Source organism: Roseivirga sp. AWQ4_251 (genome assembly GCF_056158225.1).
Window position 1 is genome coordinate 3,031,726 of record NZ_JBSWSW010000001.1, and the last position, 17,421, is coordinate 3,049,146.

At 40.4% G+C, this 17,421-nt stretch carries 16 protein-coding genes; 10 read left to right on the plus strand and 6 right to left on the minus strand.

What is annotated here, in order from left to right; translation table 11 throughout:
• Positions 1-83: 83 nt before the first annotated feature.
• The 5 genes from ACXACJ_RS13305 to ACXACJ_RS13325 all read right to left on the minus strand — a co-directional run bounded on the left by ACXACJ_RS13305 (position 84) and on the right by ACXACJ_RS13325 (position 6,360).
• Positions 84-1,676 (minus strand): T9SS type A sorting domain-containing protein, encoded by a 1,593-nt coding sequence (locus tag ACXACJ_RS13305; protein WP_475134924.1) that lies wholly within the window; start codon positions 1,674-1,676, stop codon positions 84-86.
• 366 nt (positions 1,677-2,042) lie between these two features.
• A complete protein-coding gene (locus tag ACXACJ_RS13310) occupies positions 2,043-2,570 on the minus strand; it encodes a hypothetical protein (protein WP_475134925.1) in 528 nt (175 codons plus the stop codon).
• Positions 2,567-4,345 (minus strand): ABC transporter ATP-binding protein, encoded by a 1,779-nt coding sequence (locus tag ACXACJ_RS13315; protein ID WP_475135091.1) that lies wholly within the window; start codon positions 4,343-4,345, stop codon positions 2,567-2,569. The genes ACXACJ_RS13310 and ACXACJ_RS13315 overlap by 4 nt, the downstream gene beginning before the upstream one ends.
• On the minus strand, positions 4,345-5,091 hold the full coding sequence (truA, locus tag ACXACJ_RS13320) for a tRNA pseudouridine(38-40) synthase TruA (protein WP_475134926.1): 747 nt from the start codon (positions 5,089-5,091) through the stop codon (positions 4,345-4,347). Before truA ends, ACXACJ_RS13315 begins: the two co-directional genes overlap by 1 nt.
• A gap of 69 nt (positions 5,092-5,160) precedes the next feature.
• Entirely contained in the window at positions 5,161-6,360 is a 1,200-nt protein-coding gene (locus tag ACXACJ_RS13325; protein WP_475134927.1) for a thiolase family protein, read from the minus strand.
• A gap of 155 nt (positions 6,361-6,515) precedes the next feature.
• On the opposite strand from ACXACJ_RS13325, the gene ACXACJ_RS13330 reads away from it, so the two are divergent.
• Positions 6,516-7,016 (plus strand): DUF4293 domain-containing protein, encoded by a 501-nt coding sequence (locus ACXACJ_RS13330; RefSeq protein ID WP_475134928.1) that lies wholly within the window; start codon positions 6,516-6,518, stop codon positions 7,014-7,016.
• 93 nt (positions 7,017-7,109) lie between these two features.
• On the opposite strand, the gene ACXACJ_RS13335 is transcribed toward ACXACJ_RS13330, so the two are convergent.
• On the minus strand, positions 7,110-7,889 hold the full coding sequence (locus tag ACXACJ_RS13335; protein ID WP_475134929.1) for a DUF6503 family protein: 780 nt from the start codon (positions 7,887-7,889) through the stop codon (positions 7,110-7,112).
• 102 nt (positions 7,890-7,991) lie between these two features.
• Between ACXACJ_RS13335 and ACXACJ_RS13340 the strand changes: the two genes are divergently transcribed.
• From ACXACJ_RS13340 to ACXACJ_RS13380, 9 genes are all read left to right on the plus strand, one after another.
• Complete coding sequence (locus ACXACJ_RS13340) at positions 7,992-8,303, plus strand: hypothetical protein (RefSeq protein WP_475134930.1); 312 nt, start codon at positions 7,992-7,994, stop codon at positions 8,301-8,303.
• A gap of 93 nt (positions 8,304-8,396) precedes the next feature.
• Positions 8,397-9,575, plus strand: a complete 1,179-nt coding sequence (locus ACXACJ_RS13345) for a trans-sulfuration enzyme family protein (RefSeq protein ID WP_475134931.1) — start codon at positions 8,397-8,399, stop codon at positions 9,573-9,575.
• A 12-nt stretch (positions 9,576-9,587) separates the two neighbouring features.
• Positions 9,588-10,835, plus strand: a complete 1,248-nt coding sequence (locus ACXACJ_RS13350) for a competence/damage-inducible protein A (RefSeq protein ID WP_475134932.1) — start codon at positions 9,588-9,590, stop codon at positions 10,833-10,835.
• A gap of 75 nt (positions 10,836-10,910) precedes the next feature.
• Entirely contained in the window at positions 10,911-12,221 is a 1,311-nt protein-coding gene (locus ACXACJ_RS13355) for a dihydrolipoamide acetyltransferase family protein (protein ID WP_475134933.1), read from the plus strand.
• A 183-nt stretch (positions 12,222-12,404) separates the two neighbouring features.
• Positions 12,405-13,073, plus strand: a complete 669-nt coding sequence (locus ACXACJ_RS13360) for a 2-C-methyl-D-erythritol 4-phosphate cytidylyltransferase (protein WP_475134934.1) — start codon at positions 12,405-12,407, stop codon at positions 13,071-13,073.
• A gap of 52 nt (positions 13,074-13,125) precedes the next feature.
• Positions 13,126-13,908: a 3-keto-disaccharide hydrolase gene (locus ACXACJ_RS13365; protein WP_475134935.1), complete on the plus strand. Its 783-nt coding sequence runs from the start codon at positions 13,126-13,128 to the stop codon at positions 13,906-13,908.
• A 39-nt stretch (positions 13,909-13,947) separates the two neighbouring features.
• Positions 13,948-15,186 carry a nucleoside permease gene (locus ACXACJ_RS13370; RefSeq protein WP_475134936.1) on the plus strand — a complete coding sequence of 413 codons (1,239 nt, stop codon included), beginning with the start codon at positions 13,948-13,950 and terminating at the stop codon, positions 15,184-15,186.
• Between the two features lie 33 nt (positions 15,187-15,219).
• Positions 15,220-16,365 carry a Gfo/Idh/MocA family protein gene (locus ACXACJ_RS13375; protein WP_475134937.1) on the plus strand — a complete coding sequence of 382 codons (1,146 nt, stop codon included), beginning with the start codon at positions 15,220-15,222 and terminating at the stop codon, positions 16,363-16,365.
• 5 nt (positions 16,366-16,370) lie between these two features.
• Positions 16,371-17,420, plus strand: a complete 1,050-nt coding sequence (locus ACXACJ_RS13380; RefSeq protein ID WP_475135092.1) for a sugar phosphate isomerase/epimerase family protein — start codon at positions 16,371-16,373, stop codon at positions 17,418-17,420.
• Position 17,421 lies beyond the last annotated feature (1 nt).

A 17,421-nucleotide genomic window follows, 5' to 3' on the forward strand; every position in this document is an offset into this window, starting at 1 on the left:
AACCAAGCCTTTTTATTTCGCATTTTATCTGTAAGAGTTAATTTTTCATGAGCCTATTTCAATAGAGGTTAAGATTTACCATATCATTTCACAATTGCCAATTTCTGAACAATCCTTTCCCCTTCAGTAGTTAAAATTGAAACAAGGAAAATTCCTTTATCATAAGAACTCACATCTAGAGCGAAATCCTCCTGCACATTCTCTCTATAAAAGACCTTTCTTCCTTCCATATTCAAAATCGACACAGCTGATTCACCTCCTATCCCTCTTAAACTAATATTTACGATTTGGTTTGCTGGATTTGGATAAACTCTAATTCCCTCAGCCTTAATAGAAGACTTTAAACCCGAAAGAGAGAATGGCGAAGCCGTTCCTGCATTTCGGGAAGAGGCTGTACTGAAGTTTAAAGTTGCAGCATCATCAATTCCTAGGAAAAAATTATGGTTTTCGTCATAAAAAGCACGTTCACCTATTTTTACGTATAAGTTTTGATTTATAGTAATTCTACTTCCCAGATTAATAGAGACTTCTGATTCTGAAATTGAAATTGATGGGTGGTTTACTCCCTTTTTCCAAACCTCACTGTTGTCAGAAGAATTATGGACAGATATAGTTCCAACTCCTTTATAAACGTTTCTGTCAAAGGTTAGGGTAACAATTCTCGATGCAAAATCTGTTTCGTCATCTTCTGGAGAACTGGAAAGAATTTTTGGAGTAGTTTCTGTAAAAAAGCCCAAGGTTGAATTGTCTGAAATACCTTCAAAAAACACACCTTGACTAGTTTTGAAGGCCTTTGAAGAAATATTGATGTACAATTCTCTATCCAACGGAAGAAATGACGGCAGCTTGATTGACGCTGTAGAACCATCAATATTTACCGCAGGGTGATTTACTCCCATCTTCACTAATTCGGAATCATCAGAAGCATCCTTTATCACAATACTACCCATGCCTTTAAAAACAGGCTGATTAAACGACAATATTATTTCCTTATCCGAAAAATCTGTAGCTCCATCTTGAGGCGTAGACGACTGCAACAAAAGTGACTCATTCGATTGGGAAGAAACCGTAAAACTCAAAATCGAAAAATCTATACTTTGATCTCCAGAGCCATCAGTTGTATTCCAGCTTTCAGCAGTTCTGATCAAATCCAAAATTTCGGATTGCGTCCCACTCCTACTACCTATGTATTCACCATTGTCATCATTAGCGCCCCAAATAGATAAAGCCGTAAGCCCTTCTGTTAGTCCTGTATTTAAAAGTTCATTTTCTCCCCAACCACTTTTGGTTGTCAAGGCAAACAAAAAATCGATGGGGCTATCTTCATCTGTACCCGTGTAAAGATAAAGTTCATCCCCGCTTCCGGAAAGATTGAATCCGCTAATTTCGATTACAGCACCTCCATTGTTCGAAGTGGGATTATCATTACAACTGGTGATTAAAAGTACATCTCCTGCAGAAATACCACCTTCTGGCACGGTATATTGATTGTAGCCTTCGGAACCAGAAAAGGAATCACCCGTCCAACTTTTATCGGTCAAATACAAAACTGTACCCGCTTCAACTTCAACAAAAGAAACAAGGAGGACATCATCATCTCCATCCGCATTCCAGCCTATGATGGCCATATCACCTGCAGAAATTGTACTTTGAGCGATCAGCTGATAGGGTATCAAAACAAGGACTCCTAATAAAAACTTTAGAGCACCTCTTTTATTAAAGGGAAGAAAAAACATAGACAAAACATTTGGCTAAAAAAACATGAGATAGGCAAAAAACTCAAATCCAATCTATGTTTATAACATAAAAATAGCAAATATTTATCTTACTATTTTAATAATAAAAATCAATTCATCAGCATTAGTTTAGTTAGAAATAAACTAAAATCAATCTTACCTCTCCTTACCATTTAGGGAATCTGTTTATAACAGAGCTAATTCCGCTTCAATAAAAAGGGGGAGGAATAGGCTTCTAAGATAAATGAATGCTGAATATTAATTTGCTTATTGGATCTCCTATAAGCATTTAGTGAATAGGCCTCTTCAATCCTTGACAGGCCAATCTATAACAAGAAGGTTTTCGGAAATGTATTTTTCGATGGTGTATGAAGTGAGTTGTAGATTAGCTTCCGCACCTTTCTCTTTCAGTCTTTCTTCTATGGTATCAGGCCCTGGAATTACTGCATTATGCGCTTCAATGGTGGCTCGAATAGCTTGATTGCAGGCTACATTTTTCAGTTCGTATTCCGCAGGTAAATTTCCTGAGAAATCACTATCCAACACTACACCTACAAATAAGTGGATTTGCTTTTTCTCTAGGGTTGTGTCGTTATAATGTAAAATAGCCAAAGAACCTTTTAACGCGCCTGATTGAGTCAATTCTTTAGCCTCGAAAAAGTATTTCTCTATATTTTCATCATCGGCTTCGCCCAAAAAATCACGACCGGCAATCTTGTATCCATCTACCGATTCAACCGTGATTTCCACAGAATTAAGACCTCCCAAATACACATAAAAACCAACTCCTCCTACAACCAAAATAGCGAGCGCTATGTAAACGTACTTTCTCATGCTGAAATCACTTCTTTATACTGCATTTTATACAAATTGGCATAGAAGCCATTCTGCTCCAACAACTGTTGATGGTTGCCAATTTCTTTAATTTCTCCTTTATCTAAAACTATAATTTTATCTGCATTTTGGATTGTAGAAAGGCGGTGTGCAATAACAATCGCTGTTCTGCCCTTCATCAACTGTTCAATCGCATTTTGAATCATAGCTTCGGTTTCGGAATCCACAGAAGAGGTTGCTTCATCCAATACGATAATCTGCGGATCATAAACCATGGCTCGCACAAAAGAGATTAGCTGCCTTTGCCCTACTGAAAGGGTGGAGCCGCGCTCCATCACATTATAATCATATCCTCCGGGCAGTCTTTCAATAAATTTTCTCGCACCAACTAATTCGGCCGCTTCTTTAATTTTCTCGTCAGAAATGTCAGGGTTACCTAAAGTGATATTATATCGAATGGTGTTTGAGAATAGAAATACATCTTGTAATACTACTCCAATTTTTTCGCGTAATGCGGAAAGGTCATACTCTTTTAAATCGTGACCATCGATGGCAATTGAGCCTTTGTTGATTTCGTAAAAACGGCTCAACAGATTAATCACTGATGATTTTCCAGCTCCAGTAGCACCTACCAAAGCAATGGTTTCGCCTTCATTTACCTTGAAAGAAATATCTTTTAGAACGTATTCCTCTTCATTATAAGCAAACCAAACCTTATCGAATTCAACCGAGCCTTTAAAGTTATCGGGCTTGTAAGTTCCTTCATCGGCAATGTGTTCATCGCTATCTAAGAGATCGAAAATTCGGTTTGAACTTACGATTCCCATTTGCAATGTATTGAACCTATCGGCAATCATTCGAATAGGCCTAAAGAACATCTGCAAATACATAATGAAAGAAATAACAACACCAGGGCCAGTTCCCGAAGCCACTAAAATGCCACGAGCGCCATACCACACCAACATTCCTATAGCAACGGCTTGAATGATTTCGGCCACCGGAAAGTAAATTGCATAATACAGAACCGACTTGATATTGGCCCTTGTATGTTCTTTATTAATTTCTTTGAACTTCTCATATTCTCTTTCTTCAGCATTGAAAATCTGAACGATATTCATGCCCGTTACGTGCTCTTGAACGAAGGAATTGAGATTAGAAACCGCGTTTCTCACTTCGTTGAAAGTCACTTTGATTTTCTCTTTGAAAACGTAGGTACTGAAAATCAGCAAAGGCAGAGTTGACAAACTGATTAACGTAAGTTTCCAGTCGATATAGAGCATAAAGCCCATAATGAAAATAAGCTGCAACAAATCACCGATAAGCGCGGCCACACCTTCGCTAAACACATTGGAAAGCGTTTCGATATCGGAAACGTTTCTTGTTACCAGCCTTCCAATAGGAGTTTTATCGAAGAATTTCAGCTTTAATTTCAACAAATGATCGTAAAGCTTTACGCGAATATCTTTAATGATGGTTTGCCCCACCCAACCCGATAAATAGGTATGTAGATATTGAACCACAGCCGACACTATAAGGTGAATGAGCAAAATCACAAGCATCATCACAAGACCTGAATAATCGCCTTGAGGCACATACTTGTCAATAGCTTCGGCTACAATCACTGGCCTAATTGGCACCAATACTGCCAAAAAGAAGGTAAGAAATACCAAAAAGTAAAACTGCTTGATATAAGGTTTGGCAAACTTAAAAAGTCGCTTCAACACTTTAAAATCAACAATATTACCGCTCTTAATCTGTTCTTTTTCCAAAAGGATTAGCTTATAAAAAGTTCATCAGGATACTTAACACGACAAAGATAAAGCCCCTGAGGGGGAACTGCCCTACCTGCCGCTCTGCGGTCTTTTTGCTTGATTACCTCTACAAAATCACCTACAGTCATCTTCCCAAGGCCCACTTCGAGTAGTGTCCCCACCAATGCTCTTACCATGCCACGAAGGAATCTGTTGGCACTAACGCTAAACACAAGAGAATCGTTCTCGGTTTGCCATTGTGCATGATTAATTGTGCAAATAAAATTATTTACTTCCGTTTTTACCCGGCTAAAACTTTCAAAATCTTGTTTTCCCAGCAGCTTTTCAGCAGCCTGATTCATCGCTTCAACATCTAAAGGCCTACTGAAATAATAGCTTAAATTTTGACCAAAAGGGCTTTTGTTAGGCTTAATCACATAACGATAAGCCCTTTCTAAAGCATCGAAACGAGCGTGAGCATCAGGTTGAACCTGCCGCATTCCATTGATCGCAATATTTGCCGTTAAGTATTTATTCAGTTTATAAACGAATTGCTCCAAATCCAAATCCTCAGCGCTATCAAAATGAGCAATTTGCTGAGAAGCATGAACCCCCGTATCGGTTCTTCCACTGCCCAAAACATCGGTTTCAGTTCTAAGCAAATTGGTAAGTGCTTCTTCCAACTCAGCTTGAACGGTATGCGCGTTAGGTTGAATTTGCCAACCGTGATAGGCCATTCCGTTGTAGCTTATATCGAGAAAATAGCGCATGAAAACCCTTAATTGAAACGTTCTGAAATTTGAGACACAAACTTAGAAGATAAAGCCTGAAAAGCTCATTTATAATTTCTCATAAATAATGGCGGCTCCTTGGCCAACGCCAATGCACATGGTAGCTAAGCCATAATGAACTCCGTCTCGTTTTTTCATTTCATGAAGAAGTGTAGCTGAAATTCTCGTTCCGCTTGCCCCTAATGGATGTCCAATTGCGATTGAACCTCCATTCACGTTTACGATTTCTGGATTCAGACCTAATTCTTGCATACAAGGAATGGCTTGAGCTGCAAAAGCTTCGTTCACTTCGGCCAAATCGATATCATTAATGGTTAATCCTGCTCTTTTCAATGCCTTTTGAGTAGCAGGAATTGGCCCAACGCCCATACAGTCCGGAGAAACACCGGCAACTGCCATTGAAACTACTCGAGCCATTGGCGTAAGATTGAAGGCCTTTAAAGTAGCTTCATTTACGATCAAACTTGCTGCTGCGCCATCGTTAATGCCTGAAGAATTTCCAGCAGTAACGCTCCCTTCTTTTTTGAAAGCAGGATTCAGCGTACTTAATTTTTCTAAAGAGGAAAGCCTGGGGTGTTCATCATGCTCGAAAATTATGGGGTCAGCTTTTCTCTGAGGAACTGAAACAGGCACAATTTCATCTGAAAATTTACCAGCCTGAAATGCGGCTTGATATTTCTGCTGGGTATTAAAAGCAAATTCATCTTGAGCTTCTCTACTCACATTCCATTTTTCAGCCACATTTTCAGCCGTTTCTCCCATAGCAAAAGGATAGTGCAATTCTGAAAGCTTTGGATTCGGGAATCTCCACCCGATGGTGGTGTCATATATTTCCGCAGAGCGACCATAAGCCAACTCGGATTTAGCCATTACAAATGGAGCGCGGGTCATGCTTTCAGTTCCACCAGCAATATAGGCCGCTCCTTCTCCCAACATCAATGCCCGTGAGGCATCCATAATGGATTGTAAGCCTGATGCACAAAGTCTATTTACGGTTACTCCTCCCGTTTCAATAGGCAAACCAGCCATTAAAAGGGCCATTCTCGCCACATTACGATTGTCTTCACCAGCTTGATTTGCAGCACCAAAAATCACATCCTCAATCAATTTTGGATCTAAAGACGGATTTCTGTCCATCAAAGCTTTGATAACATGAGCAGCCAGATCATCGGGCCTTACAGAAGCGAGTGTACCTCCAAATTTGCCAACAGGGGTACGTAGAATATCAACTATATATGCGGTTTCCATAGGGTATTAATGTTTTGAAACAAATAGGTGTTTTGTTCAACGCGAAGTAAGCTAATTTCGGCAAGGGTATAAAGTTTGTTTCTCCTAAATCGCAATTCTAAAAGCCTAATCGTAAATCGATTTGGCTATATTTGCCGCTCAATCAGACAATAAATATGATACAGCGTATTCAAAGCCTATTACTGTTGGGAGTTTCATTGTGCATGGGAATGACCCTAGCTTATTACATTTGGGGCGAAGCAAACCCAGAACAAACTAAAGGAATTGTATTTTCTGCCATCGACATGCAAATCATTGATTTTGGACAAGGAGTGGCCGATAAAAGTGATGATCAAATTGTTGAAACCAGCGGAAATTGGTACTTGGCTGCTTTGGCCGTCCTTTCCGCTTTAGTGGCTTTGTTCTCTATTTTTCAGTATAAAAACAGATTGAACCAAATGAAATTAGCAGCTTTGAATTCGTTGCTAATGGTTACTTTCTTAGGCATATCTTTTTATAAGGTGAATCAGTTTGAAAACTTGGTGAACCCTGAACTTCAAGGAAATTTCCAATTGGGTTTCTTTCTACCAGCAGTGGGCTTGGTGTTAAATGCCATTGCCAATCGTTTTATTAGAAAAGACGAAAAACTAGTTAAATCAGTAGATAGAATCAGATAAGAATAACATCGCCAGAAAGAAAAAGAGCCATTCTATTAAATAGAATGGCTCTTTTTCTTTATTGAAGGAGAGAAACCTGAAATACCCCCAGAATCACTGCCCTGATGCAATTTTAGCACCTTCTGGCATTGTGAAATAATCCATGGAAGGTTCTTCAGTAGATAGTTTTACATTTTCAAAAATCACCTCATTTCGAGCGTCACCAACTTCTCCATTTCCAAACTGATACCACTTTAAGACTTTAGGAAGAAGCACTCCATTTACATCTTGCCACTGATCGTACTTTATTAAGTTAAATCTGTCGCTTGCTTGATCGGCCCCAAAAGTAGCCGTATACATAAGCCAGCCCATCTCATGAGTTTCAGGATCGGAATAAATAATGTAAATATCCTTTGGAGAAGCGCCTACCCCATCTCCATAAGTAACTTTAAGTCCGTTGTAAGTTTTGCCTAGGATTTCCTTTGGTTCAACTTCTTCATAGAAAATACCGGGATCACCAATCACAAAAGGAAAGGCATAAAAGTAGAAATAAAGATTATAGGTCATATTCACTCTGGAAGCGTTGGAATCTTCCGGCATTACCCACACTTGCTGTCCATCATATCCAATCGTCTGCTTATCTGATTCTATGCGAGTGTATCTATTTTGTAGTTCAATCAAATGATGCTGACCATTGGGCATATCATAAGAAAGTTGCTTCATTTTAGCCCATTGAGCATATCCTCCGTGCGCATTAAATATCTCAACCAAGCTTTTAGGATATTGACTCTCGTTTTTTTCCGCAAGAACAGCCTGATTGTTCTCATTATCGGTTTTTGAACCTCCACAGGCCATCAATAGCGCTACTGCAGAAAGCCATAGATATTTCTTCATTTCGAGTATGGGTTAAATTCAACACAAGTTCTAAATTTTTAAATTGTACTCGCGTCAGCCAACTTACTATAAACAAAGTAATTACCTAAGCTCAGAAGATTTATGGATGAAAAGCAGCTTTTCGATGAAATACACAATGCTCTTTCGCAAGAAAACGAAGGAATCACCACAGGCAAAATGCTGGTTTCTACAGGCATTCAATACCAAGGGAAAAACTTTGCTTTCCTTTATCAGAATAGCATGGTTTTTAGGCTCGGTCGTGATTTCGACCCTGAATCTGAAGGCATTCATAAATATCAACTCTTCAATCCATTTAAAAACAAACCTGCGCTAAAAGATTGGTTTGTAGTGAGTTCAGAATATTCAGAGAAATGGCTCTTATTAGCTCAAGTTGCTTTGGCAAAAATGAAATAGCAGTTTGGCAGAACAAATACGACCTGATCCGACCAAAACCTTTTGAGTTGCCCGTTGCAGATGTATCTTTAGGGCTCTTAATTACCCAAGCCCATGTCAGAAAACTATAATTTCGAAACGCAAGCCGTACGTACTCAAATAGAAGGAACACATGCTCAAGAGCATTCTACTCCTATGTACCTAACATCCAGCTTTACCTATCAGGATGCCGAAGAAATGCGTGCTGCCTTTGCCGGAGAAAATGACAAAAATATTTACAGCCGTTTCAGCAATCCTAATCTTCAAGAATTTGTAGACAAGGTTTGCAAAATGGAAAAAGCTGAAGCAGGATACGCTTTTGCTTCTGGTATGGCCTCTGTTTTTTCCACTTTTGCTGCGCTTCTTTCGTCAGGAGATCACATCATTTCCTGCCGTTCTATTTTCGGTTCTACCCACACTGTGTTCAATAAAATTCTACCGAAGTGGCAAATCGAAACTACTTATGTAGACATTAATGACACCAACTCATGGCAAAGCGCAGTTAAAGCAAACTCTAAGGTGGTTTATGTTGAAACCCCAACCAATCCAGGAGTTGATATTGTGGATTTAGAATGGCTAGGGAGTTTTGCTAAGAAGAACAACTTATTGCTGATTGTAGACAATTGCTTCGCTACTCCTTATTTACAACAACCTATTGAATTTGGTGCCGATTTGGTTATCCACTCAGCCACAAAATTCATGGATGGGCAGGGAAGAGTTTTGGGCGGTGTTACCGTGGGTAGAAAAGACTTAATTGATGAAATTTATGCTTTCAGCAGAAGTACCGGCCCCGCACTTTCTCCTTTCAATGCTTGGGTACTGAGCAAGAGTTTAGAAACACTGGCCGTACGCATGGAACGCCACTGCGAAAACGCCATAAAACTTGCCGAACGTTTAGAAAACAACGACTTGGTGGAATGGGTTAAATATCCCTTTCTACCCACACACCCTATGTACAAAACTGCAAAAGCTCAAATGAAAATGGGCGGAGCCGTTGTGGTTTTCGGCATCAAAGGAGGACTTGAAAAAGGACGCGCTTTCCTTAATAATATAAAAATGTGTTCGCTTACAGCCAACCTTGGCGACAGCCGAACTATAGTGACTTATCCTTCTTCAACAACGCATGCTAAGCTCACGGAAGAAGAAAGGCTAAAAGCCGGCATCAGTCCGGAACTGATCCGAATTTCAGTAGGTTTAGAACATATTGACGACATCATCAATGATATTGAACAGGCATTAAAGTCTGCTCAATAAACTTTCAGAAAAATGAAAAAAATCAGCGCAGAAATCCTGACCATTGGAGATGAGATTCTTTACGGTCAGATTCTGGATACGAATGCGCAGTGGATGAGCTCTGAGCTTGACCAACTGGGCATAAAAGTAGTTCGCAAAACTACTGTTGGCGATAATGAAGAAGATATTCTTGCCGCTTTTGCGGAAGCAGAAGAAAGAGCAGATTTAGTATTGATTACAGGTGGTTTGGGCCCTACCAATGACGATCTCACCATGCCGACATTAGCAAAGTATTTCGGCAGCGAAATCATACTGAACGAACAAGTTCTCAACCACGTAAGGGAGTTTTTTGAAAGAAGAGGCAGAGAATTCACCCCTTTAAATCAAAGGCAAGCGCTTGTACCTGAATTGGCTGAAGTAATTCACAACCCAATAGGCACAGCACCTGGAACTTGGTATGAAAGAGATGGGAAAGTGTTTGTTTCAATGCCAGGTGTTCCGCATGAAATGAAGAACATGATGAAGGAATCCGTGTTGCCAAAGGCACGTTCGTTCTTTCAAACCCCTATTATTTTCCATAAGCTCATTAAAACCGTTGGAATTGGCGAATCCTTTCTTGCCGATAAAATCAAAGACTGGGAAGATTCGCTTCCAGAGCACATTTCACTCGCCTATTTACCAAGTGTTGGACATGTAAAGCTTAGGTTGACCGCAGTTGGAGAAAATCGAGAAGCTCTTCAAAACGAAGTTCAATCCTTGATTGAAAAGCTCATTCCACTGGCTGGAGAATACATTTATGGCTATGATCAAACCACATTAGAAGAAGCGATTGGCCAGCTGCTTTTGGCCAAACAAAAGACCATTGCCTTTGCGGAAAGTTGTTCCGGAGGCTTTGTTCAACATAAAATCACAACAATTGCTGGCTCTTCGGCATATTTTCAAGGCGGAGTTGTGCCTTATCATAACCAATTTAAAATTGATGTGTTAGGTGTTAAAGCTGACACCCTTGAAAACCATGGCGCAGTAAGCGAAGAATGCGTGATTGAAATGGCCGAAAGGGTAAGAGAAAAATTTAATGCCGATATTGGGGCAGCGAGCAGCGGTATTGCAGGCCCAGGAGGAGGCACGCCAGACAAACCAGTGGGTACAGTTTGGATTGCATATGCTGACGGTCAAAAGACCATCGCTAAAAAACTGCAACTTTCACAAAACAGAGTATTAAATATCGAATTAACAGAAATAACAGTACTAAATTTGGTAAGAAAAAGTTTGACAGCATAAGACATTGATAATATTTGGTTAAATGCTATTTTTGTCTTTTTAATGCAAACGTTTTAACGCTTCAAAATTAAGGTTATGGCACTTGTAGAAATGGTAATGCCCAAAATGGGCGAGAGTATAATGGAAGGTACAGTACTGACTTGGTTAAAGCAGGAAGGCGACACAATTGAAGCCGATAAGTCTGTTTTAGAAGTTGCTACAGATAAGGTAGACACTGAAGTACCCGCCATTCATGCTGGAATCTTAAAAGAAATTCTTGTTAAAGAAGGTGATGTAGTACCAGTTGGTGCTCCAATTGCAAGAATCGAAACTGAAGCAGAAGTTGCTAGCGCACCAGCAGCAAATACACCTGCTCCTTCAAACAATAACGGGCAAGAAAAAGCAGAAACTGCTACTTTGGCTCAATCTTCAAATGGCCAAGTTGCCGTGTTGGAAAAACCAGCTGGCGACAGATTTTATTCTCCTTTGGTAATGAACATTGCTAGAGAAGAAGGTATTGCCATGAGTGAACTTGAAAGAGTTCCAGGTACGGGCAGAGAAGGACGAGTTACCAAGAAAGACATTCTTTCATACGTTAAAAATAGACCTGCGGAAGGTGCTGCTCCTGCAGTTCAAGCTCAAGTGAGCCCTGCAACTACACAAAGAGCTCCTCAACCTATGCCGGTTTCAATTTCTGGCGCAGACGAAATTATAGAAATGGATCGCATGCGTAAAATGATTGCTGAGCGCATGGTTGATTCTAAACGCATTTCTCCACACGTAACTTCTTTTGTAGAAGCTGACGTAACAGGCATTGTATCTTGGAGAAATCGTGTTAAAAACACTTTCAAAGAACGAGAAGGTGAGCCTATTACTTTCACGCCAATCTTTATTGAAGCGGTAGTGAAAGCCATTAAGGATTACCCAATGATCAACGTTCAGGTTGATGGCAACCGCATCATCAAAAAGAAAGACATCAACGTTGGTATGGCGGTAGCCCTTCCTTCGGGCAATTTGATTGTACCTGTAATTCACAGAGCCGACCAATACAATTTAGTTGGACTGACCAAAAAGGTGAACGATTTGGCAAGAAGAGCTCGTGAGAACAAGCTTACACCAGACGATCTTCAGGGAGGAACTTATACCGTATCAAACGTAGGTTCATTCGGAAATGTAATGGGAACTCCAATCATCATGCAACCTCAAGTAGGCATTTTGGCCTTGGGAGCTGTGGTTAAAAAGCCTGCAGTAATTGAAACCCCAGCAGGTGATGCCATCGCTATTCGCCATAAAATGTTCCTTTCGCATTCATACGATCACAGAGTTGTAGATGGCTCATTGGGCGGAATGTTTGTAAGAAGAGTTGCCGACTTCCTCGAAAGATTCGACATCAAGCAAGGGCTTTAAGAAGCAGCTCTAAAAACATTTATTAAGCTATTTCAAATTAAGACTGAAGTTTCTAAGAGTAATCTCTGGAACGGTCTTATTTGGAATAGCTTTTTCGTTTTCTCCCCTTTTTGATATTTGCCTAAAGAAGTTTTGGCACCTCTACCAAAGCTCTCCTTTCACTTTGTTTTTGTATTTTCGGCCATGCAGAAATACGCAGTAATTGTGGCTGGCGGCAGTGGTTCCCGCATGAAATCGAGCTTACCCAAGCAATTTATTGAAATAGGCAACAAGCCCATTTTAATGCATACCCTTGACGCCTACGCCAAAGCAATTTCAGATATCCAATTGATTTTGGTTCTTCCTCAAACGCAAATTGAGTTTTGGCAATCGCTTTGCACCCAACATAATTTCGATTTAGAACATAAAATTGTTGAAGGTGGGGAAACTCGCTTTCATTCTGTGAAGAATGGAATTTCTCAAATTGAAGATGAAGGACTAGTCGCGATTCACGATGGCGTAAGGCCGTTCATCACTAAATCCATTATTGAAGAATCTTTTAAAGTTGCTGCCGAAAAAGGCAATGCCGTTGTAAGTGTTGCACTGAAAGACTCCATTAGAACAGTGAAAGGCAACTTCAACCAAGTGGCCGACCGAAACCACTTTCAGTTGATCCAAACTCCGCAAACCTTTCAAACTCAACTGATCAAAAAGGCTTTCGATACCGAATACAAAGAAAGTTTTACAGATGACGCCACTGTTTTAGAAGATTTAGGTGAAACCATAAATTTGATTCAGGGCGACTACAGAAACATTAAGATCACCACGGCTGAAGACCTACTTATAGCAAAAGCCTTGCTATCCGAATTATAGTCGGTTGAATTCAATAAGATTTTCCTTAACTTATTGCACTTAATTTTTAGGAATGAAACGCGCACTACTCATTTCCCCATTGATGGGACTGTTGTTCCTGTCCCTAATTTCTTGTGAGAAAAAAAACGATTGGATCGAATTATTCAATGGTAAAGACCTCACAGGATGGACACCAAAAATCACAGGCTACAAAGCTGGCGATAACTTTGGCAACACCTTTAGGGTGGAAGACGGCTTACTTACCGTTTCATACGATCAATACGACACCTTCAACAATCGCTTTGGCCACCTTTTCTACGAAAAACCATTTTCAGAATACTTATTAAGGATTGAATACCGATTTATTGGAGAACAAGCCCTAGGCGGAGAAGGCTGGGCTACGCGCAACAGCGGAGTAATGCTTCATTCACAATCTGCTGAAAGCATGGGCATCGATCAAGATTTCCCAATTTCATTAGAAGCTCAATTTCTTGGAGGTTTGGGCAACGGAGAGCGTAGAAACGGAAATTTGTGTACACCAGGAACCAATGTGGTAATGGATGGAGAACTCATTACCGCTCATTGTATTGACGGAACTGGTCCTACCTTAGATGGTGACCAATGGGTTACCATGGAAGTTTTGGTGAAAAGAGACGAATACATTGCACACATTGTAAATGGCGACACGGTAATACATTATACAAAACCGACCATTGGAGGTGGAAATGTAGACCATTACAATCCTGAAGCAAAGCCAGATGGCAAAGCCCTAACCGAGGGGTATATTGTATTGCAAAGCGAAAGCCACCCTATACAATTCAGGAAAGTTTTGCTCAAAGATTTATCGAAAGAATAACAATTAAATACACTTATTTGAACTGATTAATAACCGACTATGACGACAACAAATACCGGAATCACCGCGCGACTGAGCGTGATGATGTTTTTACAGTTTTTCATTTGGGGAGGCTGGTTTGTTACGCTTGGATCTTACCTACTAAACAACCTCCATACTACAGACGCCCAGTCGAGTATGGCTTTTTCTACCCAATCTTGGGGTGCAATCATTGCCCCTTTCATCATCGGACTTATTGCCGACCGTTATTTTAATGCCGAAAGAATTCTTGGCGTATTGCACTTAATTGGTGCCGTATTGATGTACATGATGTATCAGGCCACTGATTTCTCAAACTTCTACCCTTACGTTTTGGCCTATATGATTCTTTATATGCCAACGCTTGCACTTGTAAACTCAGTATCTTTCAGACAGTTAACCGACCCTTCAAAGCAATTCTCTAAAATCAGAGTGTTCGGAACGATTGGTTGGATTGTAGCTGGTTTTGTAATCAGTTTTGCTGCTTGGGATTCTCAAGCAGGCGCTCAAGAGGGTATGCTTAAAAACACTTTCTTAATGGTAGCTATTTGTTCTGCTATTCTTGGCCTTTACAGTTTCACTTTACCAAAAACTCCTCCACAAGTTGATAAGAGTGAAAAAATCAAAATTTCTGACATCCTTGGTTTAGATGCATTGAAATTATTAGCCAATAAGAATTTCGCTATTTTCTTTTTCTCTTCTGTATTGATTTGTATTCCGTTGGCTTTCTATTACCAGCAAACCAACCCTTTCCTTTTGGAAATTGGAATGAACAACGCCACTGGTAAACAAGCGATTGGTCAAATTTCAGAAGTGGCATTCATGCTCTTATTGCCTGTTTTCTTAACAAGATACGGCATCAAAAAAACCTTGTTATTCGGAATGCTAGCTTGGGCTATTCGCTACGTACTATTTGCCTACGGAAATGCTGATTCAGGAACATGGATGCTTTTAATAGGAATTGCCCTTCACGGAGTGTGTTACGACTTCTTCTTCGTTTCAGGACAAATTTACACTGACTTAAAAGCAGGAGCGAAATTCCAAAGTGCCGCTCAAGGCCTTATTACTTTGGCAACTTATGGTGTAGGTATGCTTATTGGTTTCTGGGCTGCCGGACAAATCTCTGGCATGTATACCAACGCTGACGGCACACATACTTGGACAAACATCTGGTTATTACCAGCAGGTTTTGCAGTAATTGTGTTCATCTTATTTGCACTTACCTTCAAAAACGAGAAAGTAGCTTACAAACAAGGTTAGAGAAGATATTAAAATTTAAAACCTCAAAACTTTATGTCTGAAAAAAGAAAAATCAGATTAGGAATGATTGGTGGAGGCCATAGCTCATTTATTGGCATTGTCCACCGAATTGCCTCTTATATCGGAGAAGAATATACTTTGGTTGGCGGAGCTTTTGACACGGACTATGACCGTGCCATTGACTTTGCTCGCCATTTAGAATTAGACACAAACCGCACCTACCCTAACATTGATGCATTTATTGAAGGTGAGAAAAACTTGCCTGAAGATGAGCGCATCGAAGCCGTTGTTGTGGTGACGCCAAACTTCTTGCATTATCCTATGGCGAAACAACTGATTCAGTCAGGTTTCCATGTGATTTGCGAAAAGCCAGTAACCAATACTGCAGCCGAAGCAGCTGAACTGGAAGAGCTTGTAGCCAAATACAAAGTAGTTTTCGCTTTAACGCACACTTACACGGGCTATCCTATGGTTCGCCAAATGAAAGCTATGATTGCTGAAGGCGTAATTGGAAAAATCCAGAAAGTAGATGCTCAGTATTATCAAGGCTGGATCAATCCAGTGATTCATGATAAAGAAAAGAGAAAATCAGTTTGGAGACTTGATCCTGAAAAAGCTGGCCAAAGCTGTTGTATGGGCGATATCGGGGTTCATGCTTTCAACATGATTGAATACACTACCGGCCTTACTACAAAAAAAGTGCTTTCAGACTTAGATACGCTTTATCCAGATAACGCGCTAGATGTAGACGGAACTGCTCTTTTGAGATTTGAAGATGAAGTAAGAGGTATTGTAAGAGCCAGCCAAATTGCTACAGCTGAAGAAAACAACCTTCGCATTGCAGTGTATGGCACCAAAGGCTCTTTAAAATGGGAGCAAGAAAACCCGAACTACTTATATCATTTGCAAGAAGATAAACCTCTTCAGGTATTGAAGCCAGGCCATGCTTATAACAGTGAATTTGCTGCTATTAGCACCAAAATGGCCCCTGGCCATCCAGAGGGGATTTTCGATTCTATGGCAAACATTTACTCAGGCGCTGCCAGAGCCATTCGTGGCGAAGTATTTATTGACGGTGCCTTCCCTACTATTCGCGATGGCGTAAGGGGTATGAAGTTTATTGAAGCTGTTTTGGCTTCTGCTAAAAATGAAAATACTTGGACAGATATAGTTGATTAAGGATGATGAAGACAGTAAAAGGACCAGCCATTTTCTTGGCACAATTTGCGGACGACAAACCTCCATTCAACAACCTGAGCAATATGGCCAAGTGGGCCAGTGACTTAGGCTATAAAGCTGTTCAAATTCCAACTTGGGATGCCAGATTAATTGATTTGGATAAAGCCGCGGAAAGCAAAACATATTGCGATGAATTAAAGGGAACCCTAGCCGAACACAACCTGGAAGTGAGCGAACTCTCTACTCACTTACAAGGCCAGCTGGTGGCTGTTCACCCTGCTTATGAAGAACTTTTCAAAGGCTTTGCTCCTAAAGGCTTAAATGCAAGCCAGCGTAATGAATGGGCAATCGACCAAGTAAAAAAAGCGGCAGTAGCCTCTAAAAACCTTGGACTAAATGTTCATGCAACGTTCTCCGGAGCTCTTGTTTGGCCCTACTTTTATGCTTGGCCACAGCGTCCTCCAGGTTTGGTAGAGAAAGGATTTGCTGAACTGGCAAACCGATGGCTTCCTATCTTAAATCATTTTGATGAAAACGGTGTGGACGTTTGCTACGAAGTTCACCCTGGTGAAGATTTACACGATGGAGTTTCATTTGAAATGTTCTATGAGGCAACAGGAAAGCACGATAGAGTTAAATTGCTCTACGACCCATCTCACTTTGTTTTGCAACAGCTGGATTACTTGACTTACATCGATCATTATCATGAGTTCATAAAAATGTTCCATGTAAAAGATGCCGAGTTCAATCCAAATGGAAAATCAGGTGTATATGGCGGTTATCAAGACTGGAAAGAAAGACCAGGACGTTTTCGTTCAATCGGAGACGGACAGGTAGATTTCCAAGGCATTTTCTCGAAACTTACTCAGTACGGATACGATGGCTGGGCAGTTTTAGAATGGGAATGCTGCATTAAATCTCCAGAACAAGGAGCTCGCGAAGGAGCCGATTACATCAGCCAATTTATTATTGAAGCTACAGAAAAAACCTTCGATGATTTTGCTGATGCCGGTATTAGCGATGAAGAATTCAGAAACCTATTAGGAATTAAATAAC

Coding starts and splice junctions, on each gene's coding strand:
- ACXACJ_RS13310 (WP_475134925.1), bottom strand. CDS start 2,570: ATGAGAAAGTACGTTTACATAGCGCTCGCTATTTTGGTTGTAGGAGGA.
- truA (WP_475134926.1), bottom strand. CDS start 5,091: ATGCGCTATTTTCTCGATATAAGCTACAACGGAATGGCCTATCACGGT.
- ACXACJ_RS13325 (WP_475134927.1), bottom strand. CDS start 6,360: ATGGAAACCGCATATATAGTTGATATTCTACGTACCCCTGTTGGCAAA.
- ACXACJ_RS13330 (WP_475134928.1), top strand. CDS start 6,516: ATGATACAGCGTATTCAAAGCCTATTACTGTTGGGAGTTTCATTGTGC.
- ACXACJ_RS13335 (WP_475134929.1), bottom strand. CDS start 7,889: ATGAAGAAATATCTATGGCTTTCTGCAGTAGCGCTATTGATGGCCTGT.
- ACXACJ_RS13340 (WP_475134930.1), top strand. CDS start 7,992: ATGGATGAAAAGCAGCTTTTCGATGAAATACACAATGCTCTTTCGCAA.
- ACXACJ_RS13345 (WP_475134931.1), top strand. CDS start 8,397: ATGTCAGAAAACTATAATTTCGAAACGCAAGCCGTACGTACTCAAATA.
- ACXACJ_RS13350 (WP_475134932.1), top strand. CDS start 9,588: ATGAAAAAAATCAGCGCAGAAATCCTGACCATTGGAGATGAGATTCTT.
- ACXACJ_RS13355 (WP_475134933.1), top strand. CDS start 10,911: ATGGCACTTGTAGAAATGGTAATGCCCAAAATGGGCGAGAGTATAATG.
- ACXACJ_RS13360 (WP_475134934.1), top strand. CDS start 12,405: ATGCAGAAATACGCAGTAATTGTGGCTGGCGGCAGTGGTTCCCGCATG.
- ACXACJ_RS13365 (WP_475134935.1), top strand. CDS start 13,126: ATGAAACGCGCACTACTCATTTCCCCATTGATGGGACTGTTGTTCCTG.
- ACXACJ_RS13370 (WP_475134936.1), top strand. CDS start 13,948: ATGACGACAACAAATACCGGAATCACCGCGCGACTGAGCGTGATGATG.
- ACXACJ_RS13375 (WP_475134937.1), top strand. CDS start 15,220: ATGTCTGAAAAAAGAAAAATCAGATTAGGAATGATTGGTGGAGGCCAT.
- ACXACJ_RS13380 (WP_475135092.1), top strand. CDS start 16,371: ATGAAGACAGTAAAAGGACCAGCCATTTTCTTGGCACAATTTGCGGAC.